Source organism: Akkermansia sp. KLE1798 (assembly GCF_001580195.1).
Lineage (GTDB): Bacteria > Verrucomicrobiota > Verrucomicrobiia > Verrucomicrobiales > Akkermansiaceae > Akkermansia > Akkermansia biwaensis.
Genome location: NZ_KQ971099.1, coordinates 20,715 through 44,743, shown reverse-complemented (window position 1 = coordinate 44,743; position 24,029 = coordinate 20,715). Strand labels below are relative to the sequence as shown.

The window sequence follows — 24,029 nt, the reverse complement described above, 5'->3', positions numbered from 1 at the left end:
ACCGGATTATCAGTCCGTTTTAAAATTCCTTCCGGAAAACCTAATAAGATCAATATTATACGGAGATAAATAAAAAAATCCCTATTGCTTAACTAGGGTTATAATTGTTTTAATCTGCCTATTGTCAGAATCTTCGATTGACAGCGGACTGATAATCCGGTTGTACAGCCTCTTTAAGAAGCAACACTTTTTATTAGAGTTTATTATATATTGAATGCTAAAAGAATAAAAACAGGAATCCGGAGGCATCCGACAACAGAAATGGTTTTTCGGCATTGTTTCATTCCGGCAACTATTCTATTCTTCCTGCCGCGTTCCCGAGAGGCCCCTGTTTTCCCCCTGCCCGCTCGGGACATTTTTCCCGCGATGCAGACGGCCATCTCCACCGCTACCGGCAACATGAACACTTCCATCCAAAACGGCACAGAGCTCCCCCTGGTCAGCGTCATTATTCCCATCTACAATCTGGAAACGAGCATCTCCGCCTGCCTGGACAGCCTGCTGTCCCAGACTTGGTCTTCTCTGGAAATCATCCTGGTGAACGACGGCTCCACGGACCGCACGCCGGACATTCTGAATACATATGCGGCCCGGCATTCCGGCATGACGGTCATCCATCAGGACAACGCGGGCGTGGACGCCGCGCGGTATGCCGGCATGGACAGGGCCACGGGGCAATACGTGATGTTCCTGGACGGCGACGACGTCGTTTTTCCGGACTGCGTGGAAGCTATGACCCGAATGGCCGTGCGGGAAAACGCGGACATCGTCATCGGGGACTATGTCAGGCATCTGGACCGCTTCGGCCTCTTCCGCAGAAAGGACGGGGCCATTCCGGAAAACCGCGTGGTGGAGCGGCAGGAGTTCCTTTCCTCCTACTATTCCGGCTTTTTCGGCATGGACCGGTACGGCCTGTTCTATACTTACGGGAAGATGTGCACCAAGCTTTACGGCAGGGAATTCCTGCTCGCCAGCCGTCCCGCCCCCAGCGGGCTGAGGTATGCGGAAGACCAGTTGTTCAACCTCCGCGTCTTCCCCGCGGCAGAACGCATCGCCCTGCTGGCAAAGGATGTGTACGTGTACAAATTCGGGGGAGTGACGGGAAACCTCACGCTGTCCCTGTTTGACGACATGATCCGCCTGCACTCCCTCAAAATGGGCATGACGGACCGGGAAGATTGGAAAAAAAGCGAATTGAGGGCGTTCCTGAACAACGTCCGCAGTTTTCTGGCAACCCTGGCCGTTTCAGGCCGGCTTACGGCCCGCGACATGCCGGAAGCCCTGCAAAAGCTGAACGAAAGTTCCATCTGGAGCCAGGCCCTGGAAGCGCACCCCGGAGTTGACGACGGTTTCTTTTCCGCCATGCGCCGGAACGACCACGCCGCGGCCTACCGGGAACTCGACCGGAACACCTTCCTGAAAAAAATTTCCTACAGGCTGCGCAGAATCATCCTGAAACTGGTCCGGTAAGGCGGCGCGCTCCCCTTTATTTTCCGGAAGGGATATGCCTGCTGAACGGGGTCTTTTCCCGGTCCACGGGCATGCCGTGTTCATTGAACCACGGGAACATGTCCTTCCCCAGCGCAATGCTGATGACGGCCACGGTGTCATCCATGTTATAACGGTGGTCCATTCTGGCGGGAACATATTTCCTCTTGGCCCGGAAGTATTTGGACAGGAATTCCGGGTCCATGCCGCGGAGCTGTTCAAAAACCCAGAACGACTTGCCCCAGTGTATTTCGTTTTTCCTGCCTCCGTCCAGCCGGACGGCTCCGGGGCGTTCCGTGTTGCCGTAGATGTCGTACACGGTCATGTCCGGGTCCAGGGAGCTGGCGCGGCGGATCGTGTCTTCAATGCGGCGTTTGCCTTCCTCCGGATAGCCCAGATCGCCCATGACCACGTCCCCCACGTAGGTGGCGATGGGTTCGTTCCATACCTCGGGATGGGGAAGCACCCAGGAGTGGGTGAATTCATGGCACAGGAATTCGATCATGCCCTTCTTTTCCTTCGGAAAATTCTCCCAGAAGACGGCCAGGCCCACATAGCCTCCGGCGGAAAAGCCCCCGCCTCCGGTCGCCAGCAGCCCCACCTGGTTTCCCATTCCCTGGGAGAGAGGCACGCCGAGGCGTTTTTCCATGGCGGGGCGGCATTGGGCCTCAATCTTGATCATGTCCTGGAAGTAGGGCGCCAGATAATCGGAATAATGGAACGTCACGCCATCCACTACTTTCGAATTTCCCATCCGGGTGGAACCTACCGCGGGCAGCGGCTTTTCTCCGCTCACTTCCTTGCCGGAAGCGGCCTCCTTCAGCACGGGCGTCACCCATTCCCTGTTCAGGGCATCCTTGCCGTCAGGGTTGCTGCCCAGCAAATTGCGGGCAACGGCAATCAATGTTCCCTTTCCTTCCTTCCTGCGGGCCATCACGGGGGCCTGCGCGGAATCCTGCACGAGGGTCTCCCACTTTCCTCCCGGTTTCAGCACCAGCACGCTCAAATTGTTTCCGGCAACGGCGGAAGAACCGCCCACAGCGGAAGCCAGGGAGAAGGGAGGCACGGCCTTTCCTTCAAACCGGGCGCCGAATTCGGAGAGCAGCAGGTTCTGGCCTTTTGTTCCCGCATTCCCGGCAATCAGCACGCAGCCGCCCTGCCGCAGGAATTTCTTCAGAAAGGCGACGTCGCGGGCATTGTACCGCACGTTGCCGTCACAGCCCAGCAGGGCGATCAGGTTGATGTTGTCCGTATCCAGATCATAGAGGTTGCCCCAGTTGCTCAGGACAACCTGGTCGGGAAGATACTGGCTGCGGAATCTGCCGTCCGCATAAAAGGAGAATTCATGGGACAGGTCGGCAATGCCGTGAACGCGGACATTCTCCGCGGCCTGCGCGAAAAGGCCGGACAGGCAGAGGAACAGGGACGGGATTAGTTTGGGGAGCCACATATGGAATCTATACGGAGCAAATTCATGGGGTTTTTCATCAACCTTGCTCTCCCGCCGCCGCAGAGCCGTCCCCGGTTACGGGACAGCCGCCGTCCGGGAACCTTGCGGCAGGTTCCCGGACGGCGTGAATTCAGGCCAGCATGGACCTGGCCATGTCTGACAGATCGTCGTCATACACGAATTTGCAGCGGTCTCCGCGCTGCTTGAACAGTTCGAAGAAACGCGGCATGTCCTCTTCCGGAATGGAAAAGCCCAGCGCGTCCAGCCGCATTTTCACGGCGTGCCTGCCGGAATGCTTGGTCAGGGGCAGTTCCGTAGGGCCCCAGCCTATTTCCTCCGGGTCCATGATTTCATACGTGCTGCGGTTTTTCAGGATGCCGTCCTGATGAATGCCGGAACCGTGGGAAAAGGCGTTCGCTCCCACCACGGCCTTGGAACGGGGAACGGCCATGCCGCTCATCTCCGCCACGATGCGGCTGGTTTTCACCAGCTCCCGCGTCCGGATGCCGGTTACCAGGCCGGAGAAGAAGTCCGGGCGGGAATGGACCGCCATGACGACCTCCTCCAGCGCGGTGTTTCCGGCCCGTTCCCCGATGCCGTTGATCGTCCCCTCCACCTGCCGGGCTCCGGCCCGGATGGCCGCCAGGGAATTGGCCACGGCCATCCCCATGTCGTCATGGCAGTGCACGGAAATGACGGCGCGGTCCACGTTGGGGACGTTGGACTTCAAGTAGGAGATCAGGCGGTGGAATTCATCCGGCATCGTGTACCCCACCGTATCCGGGATGTTGACGATGGAGGCTCCCGCGTCAATGACGGCTTCCACCACCTCCGCCAGAAAATCGGGTTCCGTGCGGGAGGCGTCCTCCGCGGAAAACTGCACTTCCCGGCACAGTCCCGCCGCCAGGGAGACGCTCTTGACGGCCATTGCCAGGATTTCCGCGCGGCTCTTGTTCATCTTGTACTGGCGGTGAATAGGGGAAGTAGCCAGAACGAGGTGGATGCGCCCCCGGTCCCCGGCCGGAGACACGGCCTCATGAACGGCCAGAATGTCTTTTTCGACGCAGCGGGCCAGACCGCAGACGCGGCTTGACTCCGTGCGCTCCGCCACGGTCCGGACGGCCCGGAAATCTCCGTCGGAAATGACGGGGAACCCGGCTTCAATGACGTCCACGCCCAGGGCTTCAAGCTGCATGGCTATCCGCACCTTCTGTTCCACGGTCATGGCGGCTCCGGGGCACTGTTCCCCGTCCCTCAGCGTCGTATCAAAAATATGTATGTGTTTTTTCATTACAGTAAAAAAAGTGGTAAGAGTTCATTCCTTCCAAACAGCGCGCGCCGGTTCCCGTTTTCCGGGGTTCGCCAGGCAGCGCCAATCAAGACCGACCGTTTACTTCCTTCGCGCCGGAACGGTCAGCCGGCGCATATCAAGATATCTTCACGGACTACAGTCCGAGAAGTAGCAATAGACGACCTTGCAGGAACAGGGTATTCATCTTGCCTATTTTTACCGTAAAATCCTCCCCGAATAGGAGGAACGAGTCAAACGATGCACTTTATACGTATTTCTGTCAAGCCTACTAATTCTCTATGACTTTGCCAGTTCTACTTCATCAACTGGACTATTGAAAAACAATGTACTCCCGACATAAAGAACTGCCCAGCTGATACTAATTCAGCTGGGCAGAGCATCTTTCTCTTTTATCCGTTTCCCCCAATAGGTTTCAATCCACGCGTCCGTAAGGATGCGACATCGTTCATCTATAAGTACCACAAATAACCATTATCTAATTCACACACGTGTAAAAGCATAATTGAATTGTAACAATTAGGTGAGTACGTAAGAAGGAGAGGAGCACTCTCTAGACAGTGGGATTATAATTGAAGAATTCGAATGTGTCAACCACACCTATGAAAAAAATGTTTCCTATTTGGGGATACGGATAAATATGTCTTGACAAAAGTAAAAAATTCCCCTAATAATGTCCTGCCGAAACAAAAAAGAGCAAGGTAAGCCAATACCTCACTCTTTTCTTTCTGAACACGACCTCGTACAGAAGTTGATATCAGAGTTGCTAAACTGCGCTCGTCTTATACAGGATTCCTCCGATGGTGTCAATCCGGCGAATGAGGTACAACCTTACAAACATATGTTATATGCTCAATATATTACAGTGAAGCAAGGATGTAGCTATCCTACATCTGTCTTGGAAATCGATAAAATTTACCTTGTTGGGTTAAACAATGAGGGAGTCTTCTTTGATAAAGAAGTGGTTCATGAATTTGTCAAAAAAGGTCTCATCATCCGAGTGTGCAAAGAACCATATTATCCAAAACTTATTGCTGTCACAAGCTCAAGAGGAGAAAAATACGTGAGGTCTGAACCGAACGATACGCCTGAGGATAATTTATTGAAATTACCTCGGATCTAACACATTATTCCCATAGTCTAACGGCTTATTGCTCTCCATGGCAATAAGCCGTTTTTTGTTTTCACATCACAAAAAACTTCTTTCTTCTGTAATTTCCTACATCTCCTGATGGGAGCGTATTTCCTGAATGGAAATGGACAGGGAGGCCCTGCCCCGGTACACGTTCCGGTCGATCGTGAAGGCGATGTCCCACGGCGGTTCGGGGAGCTCCCGTTCCGCGCCGTTGAAGAAGATGGCGTCCCGTTCCACCATGCCCTGGCGCATGAAGAGCTTCAGATGGTTGGTTCCCACGCGCTTGGGCGGCTCCGTGGGGAAGACGTCGGAGCTCATGAAGAGGGGCTGGGGGTTGGAGTTGCCGAAGGGTTCCAGCTTTTCATAGCTGTCCAGCAGGTCCAGGGTCAGGGCCTGGAAGGAGACTTCCATGTCTATGTTCAGCACCGGGCAGCGCTGTTCCTCCGTGGTGGTCTCCGAAACATAGCGGTTGAAGGCCCGCCGGAAGTCGTCCATGCGGGATTCCTCAATCACCAGGCCCGCCGCCATGTCATGGCCGCCGCCGGAAACGAGGGTGTCCGCGCACTGATGGATGGCCTGCACGAGGGAGACGCCGGGGATGGAACGCCCGGAGCCCTTGCCCACCCCGCTTTCATCAAAGGCGATGACGAAGGTCGGCTTGTGGTACCGCCGCATGAGCTGGGAGGCCACAATGCCCACCACGCCGGGATGCCACGCGCGGGAGCCCAGCACAATGACGTTGTCCCGCTCCGGGTCAAAGGAGTTATGGAGCATTTGGACGGCGTCCGTCCTGATGGCTTCCTCCTCTTCCTGCCGCTTGCGGTTGTGCGAGTCCAGCATCTGGGCGAGCTGGACGGCGCGCCTGTTGTCCATGGTCAGCAGCAATTCCAGGGCATCCATGGGGGAGTCCATGCGCCCGGCGGCGTTGATGCGCGGCCCGATCCGGAAGCCCACGTGCGCGGCGTTTAGGAATCCGGCGTGGCTGGCGGCGTCCGAGGGGCGGATGCCCGCTATTTCCGTCAGGGTTTTCAGCCCCGTATGGCGGCTGTGGGCCAGCCTGCCCAGGCCGTGGCGCACCAGAATCCGGTTTTCATCCACCAGGGGGACGATGTCCGCCACGGTAGCCACGGCGACCAGGTCCAGGTAGAGCTTGAGGTCAAAGGTTTTCAATTTCCGCACCTTGAGCAGGGCGTGCGCCAGCTTGAAGACCACGCCCGCGCTGCACAGGTAGGTGTACGGGCTGTTTTCCTCTATTTTGGCGTTGACCACCGCCACGGCGTCCGGCCTGCCCTGCGGCCCCGCCTCATGGTGGTCCAGTATGATGACGTCTATCCCCCGCTTGTTGAGCATGTCCACCTCCCTGACGGAGGAAGTGCCGCAGTCCACCGTAATGAGCAGGCTGGGCTTGTCCGAGCATTCGCACAGGCAGCGTTCCATGCCCGCTTCGCTCAGGCCGTAGCCTTCGCGGGAACGGACGGGAATGAAGTACTGGGGGTCCAGGTCATAGGCCATCAGAATGGCCCTGAGTAAAGCCACGGAGGTGACGCCGTCCACATCGTAGTCCCCGTAGATGCACACGGTTTCCCCCGCGTCCACGGCCCGGAAGATGCGTTCCACGGCGGCGCCCATTTCCCCCATCAGGAAGGGATCGCTCAGGTGGGAGAGCCTGGGTTCCAGAAACAGTTCCGTTTCCGCGCCTCCCTTGAATCCGCGCTGGAGCAGGAGCTGCTTGACCAGCAGGGGAAGTGCCGCGGGGAAAGCTTTCAGGGCCGGATCGTCCTCCTTCACGGAGGGGCGCAGAGTCCAATGAAAGCCGGGTGTCATGTCAATATTTTAACCCTCCGGCCAACAGGGTCAAGGTTGTTTCCGAATGTTTCAGCCGGGACGGCTGCCGAATGTACCCGGCAGGGCTGGCCGTTTGAATGCGCTCCCCATTCCCCGCGCCCTTTCCGCGGAAGAGTTCCGGGCCGTTTTTACGAGGCATGGAAAAGGCATCCGGCCACGCCCGGTCTTTTTCTCACCATTCCGGTCCGGCCGCCTGCCGGAGCCGTCATGCCGGTACGCAGCAGGGCCGCCGGAATATCCGGGCGGCCCTGCGGAAGACGGATAAAACCGCCTATTTTTTGGAAGAGAAGATCACTTCATTGATCACGGCATCCTTCTGAGGAGCGTTGTAGAACAGGCGCACGGCGGTAGTCCCGGCGGGAATGGCGAATTCCGCCGCTCCGGCTCCCGCGGCCTTCTTGCCTACGGACGTCCACGCGCCTTCACCCCTGCGGGCCTGTACCGCGTATGCCGCAGACCCTACCACAACGAGTTTGGTCGCCCTGGGGTTGTCCAGATTGGGAATCACCACGTCCAGAGGCTTGTCCGCACGGTACACCGTTTTCAAGTTCCTGTCGCTCAGGGCGGCAAGGTTCGCTCCGGGATCGGCGGGGGGGACGTCGAATTTGAACATGTTCAGCACCACGTCCTGTTCCTTGCCGCTCTTGTTGACCAATTTCATGCCCTTGATGCCCTTGGGAAGCTGGTTGGCCTTGGCAATGAAGTTTTGGCCCTGCCTGTCCAGCTTCTGCACCACGGGCTTGGCGGACCCTTCCACGTCCAGCACCACTTCCGCCCAGGAGTTCACGTCATCCCGTTCCAGGTTGATTTCCAGCCAGGTGGCGTCCGTGGGCCCTTCCAGGTCCAGGGCGATGAATTCTCCGGGCTTCATCTTGTGGGTTTCCATCACGCGGTTGATCCGCACGATTTTGTCCGATTTCTGCACGGAAACGCCTTCCAGCCCCGCCACATTGGAGGAAGCGCGGGCGGCGGGCGGCGCATTCACGGAGATTTCACGAATAGCCGTCCATACGCCACGGCCGTTGTCCGTCTTTTTAGGTTCAATGACGCAGTAGCGCACGGCGCGGACGGAAACGGGCTTGGGCGCCTGCCACGCCACCTGCATGCCGGAGGTTTCCGGTCCCAGGGGTTTCCAGGTTTTCATGTCCTGGGTGGCTTCGAGCTGTCCTTTGGCCACGTAGTCGCCGTCCTTGTCATTGCGGCCCATCAGCACTTCCACGCTCCTGACGGGGATAGCCATGCCGTAGTCCACGCCGTACCAGTCCCCCGGCTGTCCATAGGCTCCGGAATGCCAGAAGGTGCCGCGGTCCCCGTCACAGAAGAGTTCCGCCTTGTCCATGCTGCCGCCTTTCACCAGAGGCTTGGGAGAGAGGGCGGGCGTTCCGGAAAGGGACGGGAAGATTTTCCTGGAAACGATGTCCGCCAGTTCATTGACGGCGGGCGTCATCACGCGGGAACCGGTTTTCACCGCGGAACGGTACAATTGCCCCTGCTGGTTGTGCTGCTGGGAGATGCGGTCCATGGCCGCAAGCGCCTGCGTGGCTTTCACCAGGTCCGTCACGGCTGCCCTGGGGCTGCTGTTTTCCAGGGCGGCCACGGCGTGCTGCCCGGCCATGCCCAGTTGTTCAAAGGCGTCCACCCAGGCGCCAATTTCCTTCATGAGGCGGGGGTTGTCCACCTTTTCCCGTATGACGGGAGCGGCGGCGGCCATGTGGGAGAATTCCTTTTTGAGCAGGGCTGTGTCCGATTTCACCACCTTGCCCTCCCGGGCGGCTTCCAGCACACGGTTGACCACGGGGGCTATGTTCACGGATTCCTCCCTCCGGAAGCCGTGCCCGTTGGAGCCCTGGTCGGAGTTGTGGTCCACAAATGCCTGCATGGCCTCCGCCGCCTGCGGGTACAGGCGCACGACGCCCTCCTTCCAGGCTTTGTCCGACTTGAAGCCGTCGATGTTCCAAGCGTAGTCGGCAATGCCGAAGAGCGTTACCTTGGAAGCTTCCGGCTTGTCCATGGGGTTGGAGACCAGCCCGCTCATGGATTCCCGTGACCCGGATTCCTGGGGCAGTCCGTAAACGCGACCCATGCACAGGTTGGAGCGGCAATAGTCCGTCACGGGGAAGTTCCACCAGACGTAGGACGGCCTCTTGATTCTCTTGTTCACCCATTCCTGGCCCTCCAGCGTGATGTCATGGCACACGGAGTTGCCCGTCCACATGATATGGACGGAGGGGTCAAGCTGTTCGCCCAGAATGTCGAGGTAGGTGCCCGGTTCGTCGTCCGCCCAGCCGCGGTTGTACTGGGTGGGGCACATGACCAGGGGAGTGACGTCCTTCTTGGCCTTGACGAATTCGTTGTTGATCTTGTTCAGTAGGAGGGCCTGTTTGTCCGCCTTGGTGCCTTCCCCGAAGATGTCGTCAAAGAACACGGCAAAGGAGCGCACGCCCAGCTTGTACATCATCTCAAATTTTTTGATGACGTTGTTCATGTCTTCCTCCGTCCACTTGATGTCCTTGCCGGGGTGAATGGCCCAGACGAAGTCCACGTGGTTTTCCCGGGCCACTTTCACCAGCTCTTTGATTTGGGCGGCCTGGTCCGCGGGATAGGGATCCCGCCAGTGCGGGGAGGAATGGTAGGGATCGTCCTTGGGGCCGTAAATGTAGGTGTTCATTTTGTTCTGCCCGTAGAAGCGCAGCTGGCTCAGGCGGGCTTCATGGCTCCAGGGGGTGCCGTAGAATCCTTCCACCGTGCCGCGGAATTCAATGTCCGGCCAGTCCGTGATTTCCCCCACGGGCAGCATTACGGCGTCGCCGTTTCCAGTCTTTTTGCCCAGTTGGCGCAATGTCTGCATGGCGTAAAACGCCCCGCGCTCGTCATGGGCGCCGATGCCCACCTTCCCCTGCGGGGAGACCACCAGCTTGTACGCGCCGGATTTTTCCGGCACGCCGGCCAGCAGTTTGTCACCCTGCGTTTTAGCGGAACGCACCACGACGGCCGGCTTCCCGGAGAAAGCCGCCGTCTGGGAAGACAGTTTGGATTGCTGGGGAACGGGATAAACGGCGGGCGCGCCCATGACGGGGCCCGCCAGCAGGGCCGCCACGCCAAAGCCACATTGAAGAAGTTGAAAACCATTCATGATAATGCTCGGTAATGGAATCAGAAATGAGTGCCCATCTCAAGAAAAAACCGTCCGTATCCGCCTGCGGCATGCCAACAGGAGAGAATAAGGAGGCATGGACGAACGCGCCGTCCATGCCTCCAGAATCCCTCCCGGAACATCACGATCACGGGAGCCGCCATCCGGCCCTTCTCCCTGGGAAAAAGGGACCGGAGAACATTTCAGGCTGCCGTCAATAGGCGAAACTCACACCCGCGTTGAACCGGTGCGCCACAGCCTTGTTTCTTCCCTCAAACTCGTATCCCGCGTACGCCCTCCAGCGCGCATTCAATTGCAGCGTGCTGGCCACATTCACCCTCACCGCATTCCGGTCGGGCGCGGTTCCCCTGGCTTCCCAGCGGTAACCGTTGAGCAGGCGCTGGGCAGGCGCGCTCGGGTTTTCACGGTACACATCGGGCAGGTAGCTCACCGCCACGCTGTTGATCCATTCCCTTCCTTTCAGTTCGCTGCGGCAGGTCAGCCCCACGCCCACAGGCAGGGACAGGTTTTTCAAGTGCCCCTTTTCAAAACGGCGCGCGTCCCAACCCGTCTCCGTGAACGAACCCTGGGTCACGTCCGTGTATTCCAGCCCAAGCATGAAATCCACCGCCAGAACCTCACTCACCCGGCGGCTCCACTTTCCGTTGAGGGTGGCGGCCAGGGTGCGGTTGGTCCATTTTCCGCGGGACCATCCGCCGGTATGGAAGGAGTTCATCCTGTTGGCCGTCCAGCCGTAGCCCGCGGAGGCCGTCACCATGAGAGCGTCCTTTCTGCCGAGGTCCTTGTACCATCCTCCATAGAGCATGGCGATGCGGGTCTGCTGGCCGATGTCGCCCACAAAGCTGCGGCTGTACAACCTGCCGTACAGGTCGCCGAATCCCAGGCCTAGGATGGTATTCTTCGCCACCCTGCGGTCCGCCCCCACGGCATAGCCGCCGCCGTTGTAGTCGAAGCCGTCCCGGCCGCCTTCGGTGGCATGGAAGAGGAAATCTCCCAGGCCCTTGACCCAGTAGTTGTTTTCCGGACCCGTCAGGAAGCGCAGGGCGTCCAGGCTGCCGAGGGCGGCGTCCGACATGCCGAGGGCGTTGGAGGCGGAGGACCACATGGAGTTCAGGGTCATGTCGCCGGCCAGTTCGGGCAGGATGTCCTGAATGGTCTCTTCCCCGGGCGTGGGCGTCCAGACAAGCCGGAGCTGTTCGGCAAAGCCGTCGCCGTCCGCGTCCAGCCACTGGTGGCTCCAGGTGCCCGTGTAGGCATAGGGGCTGTCCACCTGCTCGGAACCCGTGGCCAGTGAATAAGGGCCGGAGAAGTCGCCTTCATGCGTCTTGTCCGAGTCCGTAAGTACAACGAAGACGCGCTCCTGCGCCCAGGAATTGTCCGCATAAAAGTAGTCGGCGGATACGCCGTTGTCCAGAATGCCGACGGAACCGCCCAGCGTGAAGGAATCCGCCGCCGAGATGGAAATTCCGTGGGAGGACTGCGGGGAAGAAGCCCCCGGGAGCTGCTTCCGCATGTCGAAGATGAAGCCGTGGGAAATATCCACGTCCCTGGCATTGATGAAGGCGCTGGTTCCCGGACGCAGGACGATATCCGCATGGGAGACGGTGAAGGAGGCGGCGTTGACCGTGCTGCCGCCGGTGATTTCCAGGGTGCCGTCCTGCAGGGTCATGGAAGTGTCCTCCCTCAGGTCGGCATTGCCGAAGACCACGTTGTGTTCCAAAACGAGGGTGCCCCCGTAAAGAGTGGTTTGCCCCTTGAAGTTGTTATAACGGCTGGCAACCAGATGGGAGTCTTCCCCCTGGTAGAGCTCCCCGCTGAAGATGACCGTACCGCCGGTGGTGCGGGGATTGTCACCGTCCGTGTACCGGTTGATGGAAAAGGCGATGTTTTCTCCGCTGAGACTCAGGGCCGCACTGGTGACGGGATCGTTGAAACGGACCTGCCTGCCTTCGGCAGCGGCCAGCTGGATGCTCTGATCGCCTCCCATATGGATCGCGTTGGCAATACCGTTTTCCACGGAGAAGGAACCGTTCGGGTTCTGGGTGAACGTGCCGCCGGTCATGTTGCCGCTGAAAAGAACGTCACGGGTCAGAGCCAGGAACTGGCTGGAACTGCCTGCGTAGCTGCCTTGCACAAGGATGGCCCCGCCTTTGGTCCCCGCGTAATTGCCGGTGAAGGTCGCGCCGTCCTGCACCGTAATGTTCGAATATCTTGATGAAACTATGTAAATCGCTCCGCCGGAACATATACTCTCGTAGGAGGGGCCGGCGGAAGAAAAAACGTAATTCCCCGTAAACGTGGCGCCGGGGCCAAGAACCAGCGTGGAAGTTTCCGAACGGGATGAGGAGGAAAGCGCAATCGCTCCGCCGGTGCTGTAGCGGCCGGAAACATAATTCCCGGAAAACACGGCGTTGGCGCCCATGACAAGGCTGTTTCCACCGTATTTGGTGCTGTCCGGCATGACGACGTAAATGGCTCCCCCGGAGCCGCTATAGCCTCCTAAAAGATAATTGCCGGTGAATGTCGCGTTGTCTCCTATAACCGCTGCGGAACCGGTTGCCCCGTACACATGAATCGCTCCTCCGCCGTTGTTGGAAGCGTAATTCCCGGTGAATACGGCGTTGTTCCCTATGGTCAGCGCAGCGGTGTTGCCGTGTGAGTGCACGCCAATCGCTCCCCCATTGCCGGCAGCGTGATTATAGGAGAACGTGGCGTTGTTTCCCATCATCAGCGCGGCAGCCGCGGATGAGTATAGGCAAATCACCCCTCCGTAGCGGGAGGCAGAACCGCTGGCGGCACTATCATTTCCCGTAAAAGTGGCGTTGTCGGAAATTTTTAAGGAGATGGGAGCAGAGCTGGAGCTGCCGAGGTAAAGAAACACTCTGGCCGGAGCATGGGAAAAGACGACGGATTCCATACCCAGCGTGTAATTGCCTGTGGCCGGATTAAACAAAGGCGCATTTCCCAATCCGGACAGATTCACGGTACGCGGCGTTTCCGGATCATTGGAGCGGAAATTGACCAGAACGGACAGACTGGAAGTGAGGCTGGAATCGTCGTTATTCAGAATGACCGTGTCTCCCGCTGCCAGAACTCCGGCAGAGGCCAGTTCCGCCAGGGTCCGGTACACCTTCCGTCCAGGATCGGAGGACTGGGAGGCGTCCACGGTATAGTCCGCCCCGGAGGCGGAAAAAGACAGGAAGAAGCCCGCAAGCAGGCCGCGGCGCAATAAAAAAGGAATCGTAATTTTCATAATTTTTTTGCACGTGAATGCGTACGGCAGGGTACGCAAATCCGTTATGCGCCCACAACAGCAAAAAAACTGCATTGAGTCATCCTTCCAGGGGACAAAACCCTCTGCTCTTTGTTTTTAAATGATTGTGAAAAATCAATCCTGTCATCGGGAACAGAAGACATCCGCAGACCGTGCCCCGGCCGGCATCATTCCGCATCTTCACGGGAGCCGGACATGTCCCCTTTTGCGTCTTGCAGTCCCGTTTTTCCCATGTAGAATACATTCTCCCTACCCCCCTTCCCCATGGAAATTTTCATTTTACTGCTTGTGCTGGCCCTTCTTTCCGGCATGGTTTTCACGTTTGTGAAGGCCTGCCAGGTCGTTTCCCTGGAACACAAGATACGCAAGCTGGAAAACGAACTTGCCGAAATCAAGGCGCATATGGACATGCATATGCGCTATGGCAAATCAGTTACGGGCAGCACACCCCAGAACGCTGCAAGACCGGGAGCCGCCACACCGCGCCCCGTGCCATCCCCGCCACGGGCCGCCACGGCCATCATCCCCTATGAGACCTCCGCTCCCGCACCCCGGAAGGCCAGACAGCCGGCAGCCGTTTCCCCCGCCTTTTCCTGGGAATATTTCATAGGAGCCAAGCTGCTTTCCTGGATCGGCGGATTCATCCTGTTTCTGGGAACGGGTTTCTTTGTCAAATACAGCATTGACAATGAATTGATTTCTCCGGAATGGAGAATCGTCCTCACCTACCTGACGGCCTTTGCCCTGCTGGGGACGGGCCTCTCGCGCCTGAAGAAAAGATACCCCACCCTTTCCGGCACCCTGACCGCCACCGGCATTCTGGTGCTGTACCTGGCCACCTGCGCGGGCCGCATGTTTTATGCGCTGCCCTTTTTCAATACGGCAGTTTCCGCCCTTCTGCTGGCCGCCACCACGGCCGCTGCGTTCGTCCTGGCCGTGCGGCTCCGCTTCCAGGTCATTGCCGTTCTGGGCATCATCGGCGGTTTTCTCACGCCGGTCATCCTGTCCACTGGGCAGGACCACACGGTTTCCCTGTTCCTGTACATGACCCTTCTGAACGCGGGACTGGTTTCCGTGCTGGCCTTCACGCGCTGGACGAAAGTGGGAGCCATCGGCCTCGCGTCCTATACGCTGCTGCTGATGGGCTGGTTTGACGAATACAACGCGAACGGACACGTTCCGGCCGTCACCCTGCTTTCCCTCTGCACGCTGCTCCTCTACTGCGGCTGCGGCCTGTACTCCGGCATCCGGCAGGAGAAGAAGGCCCCCGGCACGGGAAGCTCTTCATTCCTGCTGGCTTTCGGGGCGATTGCCGTGGCGTGCCTGACGGCTTTCCGGATGCAGGCGGAAGGCAATCCCCTGGCTCTTTCCTCTTCCTCCCGGGCGCTTCTGCTCCTGGCCGGGATGTTCCCGATGGTCGCCCTTTTTCCGCTGGCCAGGGCGAGGAGCACCTACTGGTCCTGGTTCCTGCCGGTGGGCATCTTCACCGTTTGCTACTTGTGCGCCTCCTTTACGGAACATCCCAAACCGGAAAATTTCCCCTGGTTTTCCGAGCTTCTCCGCGGAATATTCAGCATATTCATGATCGCAGCTTCCTACAAGGTGCTGTCCGCCCGCACCCTGTCCGGAGGGGCCTGCCTGGCCGACCTGCATCCGGGTGTCAGAATCTCCTGTTTCACGGCGGCGGCCCTGGCGTGGCTTCCGATCATCTGGCCGAATTCCCCGCTTCCCTTTTACGCCATACTGATCGCGGGCGTCTTCTGCTGGATGGCCGTCCGGCACAGCCGGGGACAGGCCCTGATGGTGGCCGTAGGCGGTTTTGCTCTGGCGGCATGGCATCAGGAATTCCATCCCTGGGTGCCGTTTTTCGTCTTCGCGTTCCTGTTCCTGCTTCCTTCGTTCGTGATCCGGCGCTTCCGCGACGGACTGCTGGCCTGGAGCGCCTCCGCCCTGTGCGTCCCTCTTTTCTATTTTGTCTGGTTCCAGTACGGAATGTCCCACCATCCCGTCTCCACCCGGTTCTGGGCTTCCACCGCCGCTCTTCTCTGCGCCGTCTCCCCCTTCCTGACGGCTCTGTACCTGCAAAGGCTTCCTTTCGAAACACTGCTGAAGCGGTCCGCCGTCCTCACCTTTTACTACGGCACGGCCATCGGCATGCTGACCCTGGCCATCGGCTTCCAGTGGAGCGAAACGCCGCTGACCCTGGCCTGGTCCCTGGAAGGTTTCGCGCTCCTGCTGCTGTGCGGAAAGTTTCCCCAGGCCAAGCTGGCCTGGACGGGCTTTTTCCTGCTGGCGGCCATGTTCATCCACAGCGGCCTGTTCAAGACGGTTTCCCAGCTTGATCCGGGCCAAATGCCGGAACTGCGCCTGACATACGCCACGCTGGTGTTCTGCTGCATGGCCGGCGCGTGGTGGATGCAGAAAAAGGTGATGCCCCGCCTCACCGGCGGCCGTTCCGGACTCCGCTTCCTCATTCCTTCCCTGAACATTTTCGGAGCCATCCTGCTTTTCATCTGGATGAACATGGAGATTTCCTGCGGGTTTGCCGCGCCGGGGGACCATCCGCTGCTGATCCAGTTCGGCCGCAGCTTGGCGCAGGACCTAACCATCTCCCTGGCCTGGAGCCTGTTCGCTCTGTGCCTGATCGCCGCGGGGTTCGACATCAGGTCCGCCAGGGTGCGCATGGCGGGGCTCGCCCTGCTGGGCATCACGCTGCTCAAGGCCGTGTGCTACGACATTTCCAGCCTCAGCCAGCTTTACCGGGTGGGCGCGCTCGTGGGCCTGGCCTTCATCGTGCTCGTTTCCTCCTTCCTGTACCAGAAGTTCAATTTGAAAATGAGGGGCAAAAGAAAGAACGCAGGAAAGGCGCGCCAAAGTTAGCGTCATCTCACTTTGGAAGACAAATTTGACCATTGCATCCCCTGCCGGGCGCACCATAATGGAAGGCATGCTCCGGCGCGTTTTAATTCCTTTTCTGTGTCTTCTGGGCCTGTTCTGTACTCTGGGCGCCCAGGAGGCCCCCGCCTTGAAGATCGCGGCCCTGCACCCCGTGCTGGGGGACATGGCGCGCGCCCTGGGCGGCAGCCACGTCCAGGTCACGGATTTGCTGAAACCCAACGGCAACCTGCACAGCTTCGAGCCCGCGCCGCAGGATATTGCCGCGGCGGGACAGGCGCGGCTGGTGCTGGCCTCCGGCAAGAATCTGGAGCCGTACCTTCCACGGCTGAAAGACGCCCTGGGCTCCCGGGCGCAAATCCTGGACCTGGGGGCATCCATTCCGGACGTGCCCGTAGCCGCTGATTCCGCGGAACACGACCATCACGACCATGCGGAAGACGGCTCCTGCTCCCACGGCCCCAACGATCCCCACTGGTGGCACACCCCCGCCAACATGAAGAGGGCCGCGCGCACCCTGGCCGCCGTGCTCGCCAACATGGACCCGGCCCACAAGGAGGATTACGCAGCCGGGCTTTCCCAATGGAACCGGAAGATGAACCGCCTTTCCGCCTGGGCCAGAACGGAGCTTTCCGGCATCCCGGAAGCGGACCGCATCCTGGTGACCGGCCATGCGGCCATGAACCATTTCTGCCGGGAATTCGGCTTCCGCAGCATCAGCATGCAGGGGGTGAGCCGTGAAGACGAGGGGAATTCCGCCCAATTGGCGGCCACGCTGAAAAAACTCCGGGAAGCGAAGGTGAAGGCCGTTTTTCCGGAATACTCCTCCAATCCCAAGAGTCTGAATGAAATAGCCAAGTCCCTGAACATCTCCGTCGCCAAGCCCGTCAATACGGACGGCCTGTCCCCGGACGGGCACGACTTTGAAAGCATGTTCAAACAGAACGTCCAGATTATCAAGGAAGCCCTTTCCCCGGCCCGGAAGCCATGACCAGTTCCCCCCTGAGACAGTTTTTTCCCGCCCTGGCGGGGGCCGTCCTGCTGGGATTGGCTCTTTACAAGATGACTTCCGGCACTCCGGCGGAACAGGCCGTCCCGCATCCCGCCCAGGAGACTGCCGCGCCGGGCGTTCCCACCGTCATCACGGTCAAATGCGCCCACCGGCCCAGGAACATTTCCATAGCCTCCGGGGACGCCGTTCTCTGGAAGGCGGAGAATCCGGGGCTGCATGAAGAAGTGGAGTGCCGCCTTCCCCTGAAGGGAAGTTCCGCCACGCTCACCGTTTCCGCCCAATGGCCGGAAGGCACGCCGGACACTCCCGTGACGCTGGAACTGGAACCGGAAGGCAGGCAGGCCGCTTCCGCCACCCAGTGGTCTTTCGGCCCTTCATTGAACGATACGTACTCCTTCTCATGGAAATAAGCGCCCCCTCCCCTCACTGCGCCCAGGACCACATCTGCTGGGGCGCCCACGCCAGCCATCCGGAGCGCCACCGCCTGGATGTGGAGAACGTCACCGTGTATTACGGCAGGCTGCTCGCCCTCCACGACATCGGCTTTTCCATCACCTGCGGGCACACGCTGGCCCTGATGGGGCCCAACGGCGCGGGAAAATCCACCCTGATCAAGGCGCTGGCGGGGCTGATTCATCCGGATGCCGGCAACATTCTGTGGAACGGGAACCCCCTTCATGACATGCCGAGGGAAATCGCCTACCTGCCTCAGCGCTCCGACGTGGACTGGTCCTTCCCCATCACCGTGCGCGCCCTCGTGGAAATGGGCCGCTACCCGGCCCTGGGACTGTGGAAAAAATTCTCCGGGCACGACCGGGAGATTGTGGAAAAGTCCCTGCACGTGCTCGGTCTGGAGCACTTGGCGGAACGCCAGATTTCCGAGCTTTCCGGCGGCCAGCAGCAGCGAGCCTTCCTGGCGCGCGCCCTGGCGCAGGAAGCGCACGTCCTCCTGCTGGACGAACCGTTCACGGGGCTGGACGCCCCCGCCTGCCAGTCCCTGGGACGCCTGCTGGATTCCCTGGCCGGGGAAGGACGCCTGGTCATCGCCTCCCACCACGATTTGAACACGGCGGCGGAAATCTTCGATACGGTCCTGCTCATGAACCGCGACCTGGTCGCCTTCGGTCCGGCGCAGGAGGTGCTTTCCCCGGAACGGATACGGGAAACATACGGAATGAACGCCTGACCGGACAATTTTTCACGTTATGGACGACTTTCTTCAATTTCTCCGGGAACCCATCGCCCAGCGCTCCCTGCTGGCGTGTCTCATGATCGGCTTTGCCAACGGCTTCGTCAGCGGGCTGGTGATCCTGAAAAAATCCGCGCTGCAGATCGGCACGCTCTCCTGCGCGCTGCTGCCGGGAATCGCGGTGGCCGTGCTGATGTTCGGCCTGACGCGCTGGAGCCTGCTGCTGGGGGCCGTGGTGGCCGCCCTGCTGGTGGGGCTGGGCTCCCTGTTCGTGTCCCGCACGTCCAGGCTGAACCAGGATACCGCCCTGTCCATCCTGCATACCACGGCGTTTGCCGCCGGCTTCATCGTCCTGGTCCGTCTGGGCCTCCAGCAGAAGATAGACGACTGGCTGTTCGGCTCCATCATGAGCCTGTCGGACTCCGACCTGTGGATCGCCTTCGCCATTAGCGCCGCCAGCGTGCTGACGCTGCTGCTTTTCCGGCGCCCCATCCTGATTTACCTGTTCGACCCGGACATCGCCACCACCCTGGGCATTCCCTCCCGGCTGATCAGTTACGGCATTTTCACCCTCATCATCCTGGTGCTGGTCTCCTCCCTCCAGGCCGTGGGGGCCTTTCTGACGCTGGGGCTGCTCGTAGGGCCCGCCGCCACGGTGTACATGCTCACCAACAAGCCTTCCCACCTTTTCTGGGGCGGAGGACTGATCGGGGCGCTCGGCTCCGTGCTCGCCTTTTACCTCTCCTTCCCGCTGGGCTGGCACCTGGGGGCAACCATCATTCTGGTGCTGGGCGTGATCTTCTGCATAGCGTATTTGTATTCTTCCAGATGCGGTTTGCTCAAGCAGCGCGGAAAGAAATCATCCCCATTACAATAAGAAGACCCTTTTTCATGACAATCCATGACACGCAGTCTTCTAGTCCAAAACAGGGCGCGGGCTTATAATGCGGGTTGTGAAAAAATGTGAGATATGCTCTGCACCGGCAACGGTGTTCCTGACACAGATCATCAACGGCAAGTCCACCAAATTCTGCCTCTGCGCCAAATGCGCCCAGGAGCGGGGCCTGCTGGACCCGGACGCCTTTGATCTGGCGGAAAAACTGTTTCCGAACCTTCAGGGGCAATTCGGCACAAAGGGAGGGGAGGACTCTCCCGCGCCCATTCCGGCGCTTCAGTCCCTTCCCCTGACCAACTGCCCCATCTGCTCCTTTACTCTCCAGGACTACAAGAACGTGGGGCGCCTGGGATGCAGCGAGTGCTACAACGTCTTTGAAGAAGAAATCCTGCCCCTCCTGGCCCAGATACAGCCGGACTCCCACCACCACGGCAAAACGCCCGCAAGAGCGGAAAAACGTGAAACGGAAACCCAAACCATCAGCGACCTGGAACAACAACTCTCTCTGGCAGTAGCAAGGGAAGATTATGAACGGGCGGCCAAGCTGCGCGATCAAATCAAACAACTGCGTACGCCGACCAATTAACATTCATGCTCTTTGACGATTTACTCAATAATCCCGCCAAGTGGATGGTGGAATCCAAAGACGAGCACGACATCGTGCTCACCTCCCGCATCCGCCTGGCCCGGAATTTGACGGCTACCCCCTTCCCCGGCTGGGCCACGCGCCAGCAGCGCGCGGACACCCTGGCCCTTACCTCCGCAGAGGCGCGCCAGCTCCCCGCCATGAAGGGCGGCTATTACGCGGAACTTTCCGAACTGAACCAGCAGCAGAAGCAGCTGCTGGTGGAGCGCCACCTCATCTCGCGGGAGCTGGCCGCCCGTTCGGAAGGCTGCGCCGTGCTCATTTCCCGCAACCAGAATGCCAGCATCCTGTTCAATGAGGAGGACCACCTGCGCCTGCAGTACATCCTTCCCGGCATCCAGCTCAAAAAGGCATGGAACGCCGTGTCCAAGATAGACTCCGGGCTGGAAGCCAAGCTCCCGTACGCGTACAACACGCGCCTGGGCTACCTCACCGCCTGCCCCACTAACCTGGGCACGGGCATGAGGGCCTCCGTGATGATGCACCTGCCCGGCCTGGTCATCTCCGAACAGATGCAGCAGGTCGTCCAGGCGGCCGTGCAGCTCAACATCACCGTGCGCGGCCTGTACGGCGAAGGCACGGAAGCCACCGGCAACCTGTTCCAGATTTCCAACCAGTCCACGCTGGGAGACAGCGAGGAACAAATCGTGGAACGCATGACCCGGTTCACGTCCGACCTGGCGCATCAGGAATGGAACGCCCGCAGAAAGCTGCTCCAGTCCGCCTCCCTCCAGGTGAAGGACCGCGTTTCCCGCGCCTACGGGCTCCTGACCAACGCCACCCTGCTTTCCACCCAGGAGGCGCTGGGACTGCTTTCCTTCCTACGCATGGGAGCGTCTCTGGACATCTTTTCCCACCAGGCATTGAAACACGTCAATAAAACCATACTCAACATCCAGCCGGCCCACCTGGCGCGCCTGTCCACCACGGAGCAGACAACCTCGGAAGACAGGGACCAGATCCGCGCGGACATCATCCGGAAGGAACTTTCCGGAAGCTAATGCAACCAAGAAACATTTTCCATAACATATATGAATAACTTTACGCCCAGGGCGCAACAAGTACTGGCGCACGCGCGCCGGGAAGCGGACCGCTTCAATCATCACTATATAGGAACAGAACACCTTCTTCTCGGCCTTCTCAAGCTGGGCAAGGGCGTGGCCGTCACCATCCTGGAAAACCTGGGGGTGGAGCTCAACGCCGTGCGCCAGCAGGTGGAGCAGCAGATAGGCCGGGGCACGGAACCCCAGGCCGAAGGCAACATCCCCTACACCCCCCGGGTGCGCAAGGTCCTGGCCCTGGCCAACAGGGAAGCGCAGGAACTCAACCACACCTATGTGGGAACGGAACACCTTCTCCTGGGCCTCATCCGGGACGGCGACGGCGTGGCAGGACAGATTCTGCGCCACTTCGGCGTTGACCTGGAACAGGCCCGCCGGGAACTGCTGGACGTGCTCACGCCCAAGTACCAGATGGACGCGGACGAAGACAACATCATTCCGGACGACGATGACGAGGAAGAGGAAAACGACTCCTCCGCCATCCCGTCGGACGAACCCGCAACCCCCGCCTATTCCAGGCAGCAGAAGTCCAAGACGCCCGCCCTCCAGGCGTTCGGCCGCGACATGACCCAGCTTGCCCGCGACGGCAAGATGGACCCCGTCATCGGCCGCTCCTCGGAAATCGAGCGCGTCATCCAGATTCTGTGCCGACGGAACAAGAACAACCCCGTTCTGCTGGGAGAAGCCGGGGTGGGCAAAACCGCCATCGTGGAAGGACTGGCCCAGGAAATAGCCCAGGGCCACGTTCCGGAACTCCTGCGCAGCAAGAGGGTCATTTCCCTGGACCTGGCGCTGATGGTGGCGGGCACGAAGTACCGCGGCCAGTTTGAAGAACGGCTCAAGGCCGTGATGGACGAAATACGCCGGGAAGGCAACGTCATCCTCTTCATCGACGAACTGCATACCATCGTGGGCGCCGGTTCCGCGGAAGGCTCCATGGACGCCTCCAACATCATCAAGCCCGCCCTCTCCCGCGGGGAGCTCCAGGCCATAGGCGCCACCACGCTCAATGAGTACAGAAAGCACATTGAGAAGGACGCCGCCCTGGAACGCCGCTTCCAGCAGGTGCAGGTGGGGGAACCCTCCGTGGAGGACACCATCCAGATACTCGCGGGCATCCAGCCCAAGTATGAGGAACACCACAAGGTGCACTACACGAAGGAGGCCGTGGAAGCCGCTGCCAAGCTCTCCCACCGCTACCTGACGGGGCGCTTCCTGCCGGACAAGGCCATCGACATCCTGGACGAAGCCGGTGCGCGCAAGCGCGTCTCCCAGATGACCCGGCCGGACAACATCAGCCAGATGGAAACCCGCATTGAAGAACTCAAGGAGCGCAAGACCCAGGCCGTGGGCGCCCAGCTTTTTGAAGAAGCGGCCCATATCCGCGACGAAGAAAAGCAGGCAGGCAGGGAACTCCAGAACATGCTGGACGCCTGGCGCACGTCCTACGAAACCAACTATGTCCCCGTCACGGAAGAAGACGTGATGGCCGTTCTCGCCAAATGGACCGGCATTCCGCTGGCCCGGATGGAGGAAAAGGAAACCACCAAGCTTCTCCGCATGGAGGAAGAACTGAAAAGCAAAGTCATCGGCCAGGACGAGGCGGCCTCCGCCATCGCCCGCGCCCTGCGGCGCAGCCGCGCGGACATCAAGGACCCGCGCCGCCCGATCGGCTCCTTCCTCTTCCTGGGGCCCACCGGCGTAGGCAAGACCTATCTGGCGCGCAACCTGGCGGAAATCATGTTCGGCACCGCGGACGCCCTGATCCAGGTGGACATGAGCGAGTACATGGAAAAACACACCACGTCCCGCCTCATCGGTTCTCCTCCCGGCTACGTAGGCCATGACGAAGGCGGCCAGCTCACGGAAGCCGTCCGCCGCAGGCCCTACTCCGTCATCCTGTTTGACGAAGTGGAAAAAGCCCACCCGGATGTCATGAACCTGCTTCTCCAGATTCTGGAGGAAGGCAGCGTGACGGATTCCCTGGGCCGCAAGATCAACTTCCGCAACACCATCATCATCCTGACCTCCAACGTGGGGGCCGCCTCCGCCAAGAGGCAGAGCACCATGGGCTTCGGCGCCATGGCCTCCGACAAGGCGGACTACGCCGCCATGAGGGAAAAAATCCTGGAGGAAGCGCGCAAGCAGTTCCGTCCGGAATTCCTCAACCGCTTTGACGAAATCTCCGTTTTCCGCATGCTGGAACGGGACGATCTGGAACACATCGTGCAGCTGGAGGCGGACAAGCTCATCTCCCGCCTCAAGGCCAAGGACATCGCCCTGTCCCTGAGCCCGGAAGCCCTGAGCCTGATCATCAAGAACGGGTACGATCCGCAATACGGAGCGCGCCCCATGCGCCGCGCGATCGAACGCCTGCTGGAAGACCCGCTGGCGGAAGCGCTGCTGCGTGGAGACGTGAAGGCCGGAGACAAGATCGAAGCCGTGCAGACGGACGGGGCGGAAACGCTCAACTTCCTTCACATTGCCGACAAACCCGCAGAAAAGGTGAAAACGCCGCGCAAGAGGGCGCCGCGCAAACCCAAACCCAAGCCCAAGGCGGAATAATTCTTCCCTACGGAACCGGCACGCCCCCCGCATTCACCCATGCGGGGGGTTTTGCTTTTCCGGGGAATCAGGAACAGACGCTGAAAATCCTGAAAAGAAAAAGGTTCATCC

The 24,029-nt window shown here is 59.7% G+C and carries 15 protein-coding genes; 10 read left to right on the top strand and 5 right to left on the bottom strand.

The features are described from left to right. Positions 1-399 precede the first annotated feature (399 nt). Positions 400-1,470: a glycosyltransferase gene (locus HMPREF3039_RS12345; RefSeq protein ID WP_231863935.1), complete on the top strand. Its 1,071-nt coding sequence runs from the start codon at positions 400-402 to the stop codon at positions 1,468-1,470. 16 nt (positions 1,471-1,486) lie between these two features. On the opposite strand, the gene HMPREF3039_RS12340 is transcribed toward HMPREF3039_RS12345, so the two are convergent. Together HMPREF3039_RS12340 and HMPREF3039_RS12335 are read right to left on the bottom strand one after the other, a co-directional pair. Then, on the bottom strand, positions 1,487-2,938 hold the full coding sequence (locus tag HMPREF3039_RS12340; protein ID WP_067572444.1) for a hypothetical protein: 1,452 nt from the start codon (positions 2,936-2,938) through the stop codon (positions 1,487-1,489). 130 nt (positions 2,939-3,068) lie between these two features. Continuing rightward, on the bottom strand, positions 3,069-4,229 hold the full coding sequence (locus HMPREF3039_RS12335) for a 2-isopropylmalate synthase (protein ID WP_067572442.1): 1,161 nt from the start codon (positions 4,227-4,229) through the stop codon (positions 3,069-3,071). A gap of 916 nt (positions 4,230-5,145) precedes the next feature. Here HMPREF3039_RS12335 and HMPREF3039_RS12330 point away from each other — a divergent pair. After that, entirely contained in the window at positions 5,146-5,370 is a 225-nt protein-coding gene (locus HMPREF3039_RS12330) for a DUF3892 domain-containing protein (protein ID WP_231863934.1), read from the top strand. 96 nt (positions 5,371-5,466) lie between these two features. Here the strand turns inward: HMPREF3039_RS12330 and recJ are convergent, their stop codons facing one another. The 3 genes from recJ to HMPREF3039_RS12310 all read right to left on the bottom strand — a co-directional run bounded on the left by recJ (position 5,467) and on the right by HMPREF3039_RS12310 (position 13,634). Continuing rightward, positions 5,467-7,206 (bottom strand): single-stranded-DNA-specific exonuclease RecJ, encoded by a 1,740-nt coding sequence (gene recJ / locus HMPREF3039_RS12325; protein ID WP_067572440.1) that lies wholly within the window; start codon positions 7,204-7,206, stop codon positions 5,467-5,469. Between the two features lie 292 nt (positions 7,207-7,498). Continuing rightward, a complete protein-coding gene (locus tag HMPREF3039_RS12315) occupies positions 7,499-10,360 on the bottom strand; it encodes a glycoside hydrolase family 84 protein (RefSeq protein ID WP_082780686.1) in 2,862 nt (953 codons plus the stop codon). A gap of 214 nt (positions 10,361-10,574) precedes the next feature. Beyond that, positions 10,575-13,634, bottom strand: a complete 3,060-nt coding sequence (locus HMPREF3039_RS12310) for an autotransporter outer membrane beta-barrel domain-containing protein (protein ID WP_167506817.1) — start codon at positions 13,632-13,634, stop codon at positions 10,575-10,577. Positions 13,635-13,919: 285 nt separating this feature from the next. Here HMPREF3039_RS12310 and HMPREF3039_RS12305 point away from each other — a divergent pair, with 285 nt between their 5' ends. The 8 genes from HMPREF3039_RS12305 (at position 13,920) to HMPREF3039_RS12270 (ending at position 23,918) form a co-directional block, all read left to right on the top strand. Next, on the top strand, positions 13,920-16,535 hold the full coding sequence (locus HMPREF3039_RS12305) for a DUF2339 domain-containing protein (RefSeq protein ID WP_067572432.1): 2,616 nt from the start codon (positions 13,920-13,922) through the stop codon (positions 16,533-16,535). 25 nt (positions 16,536-16,560) lie between these two features. Then, positions 16,561-17,541, top strand: a complete 981-nt coding sequence (locus HMPREF3039_RS12300; protein WP_067982793.1) for a metal ABC transporter substrate-binding protein — start codon at positions 16,561-16,563, stop codon at positions 17,539-17,541. Next, positions 17,538-17,972 carry a hypothetical protein gene (locus HMPREF3039_RS12295; RefSeq protein ID WP_067572428.1) on the top strand — a complete coding sequence of 145 codons (435 nt, stop codon included), beginning with the start codon at positions 17,538-17,540 and terminating at the stop codon, positions 17,970-17,972. Before HMPREF3039_RS12300 ends, HMPREF3039_RS12295 begins: the two co-directional genes overlap by 4 nt. After that, positions 17,963-18,748 (top strand): metal ABC transporter ATP-binding protein, encoded by a 786-nt coding sequence (locus tag HMPREF3039_RS12290; RefSeq protein WP_218957821.1) that lies wholly within the window; start codon positions 17,963-17,965, stop codon positions 18,746-18,748. The genes HMPREF3039_RS12295 and HMPREF3039_RS12290 overlap by 10 nt, the downstream gene beginning before the upstream one ends. A 19-nt stretch (positions 18,749-18,767) precedes the next feature. Then, positions 18,768-19,628 carry a metal ABC transporter permease gene (locus tag HMPREF3039_RS12285; protein ID WP_067572426.1) on the top strand — a complete coding sequence of 287 codons (861 nt, stop codon included), beginning with the start codon at positions 18,768-18,770 and terminating at the stop codon, positions 19,626-19,628. A gap of 112 nt (positions 19,629-19,740) precedes the next feature. Then, complete coding sequence (locus tag HMPREF3039_RS12280; protein WP_067952166.1) at positions 19,741-20,232, top strand: UvrB/UvrC motif-containing protein; 492 nt, start codon at positions 19,741-19,743, stop codon at positions 20,230-20,232. Positions 20,233-20,237: 5 nt separating this feature from the next. Next, positions 20,238-21,293 (top strand): protein arginine kinase, encoded by a 1,056-nt coding sequence (locus tag HMPREF3039_RS12275; protein ID WP_067572422.1) that lies wholly within the window; start codon positions 20,238-20,240, stop codon positions 21,291-21,293. A gap of 30 nt (positions 21,294-21,323) precedes the next feature. After that, a complete protein-coding gene (locus tag HMPREF3039_RS12270; RefSeq protein WP_067572420.1) occupies positions 21,324-23,918 on the top strand; it encodes an ATP-dependent Clp protease ATP-binding subunit in 2,595 nt (864 codons plus the stop codon). Positions 23,919-24,029 lie beyond the last annotated feature (111 nt).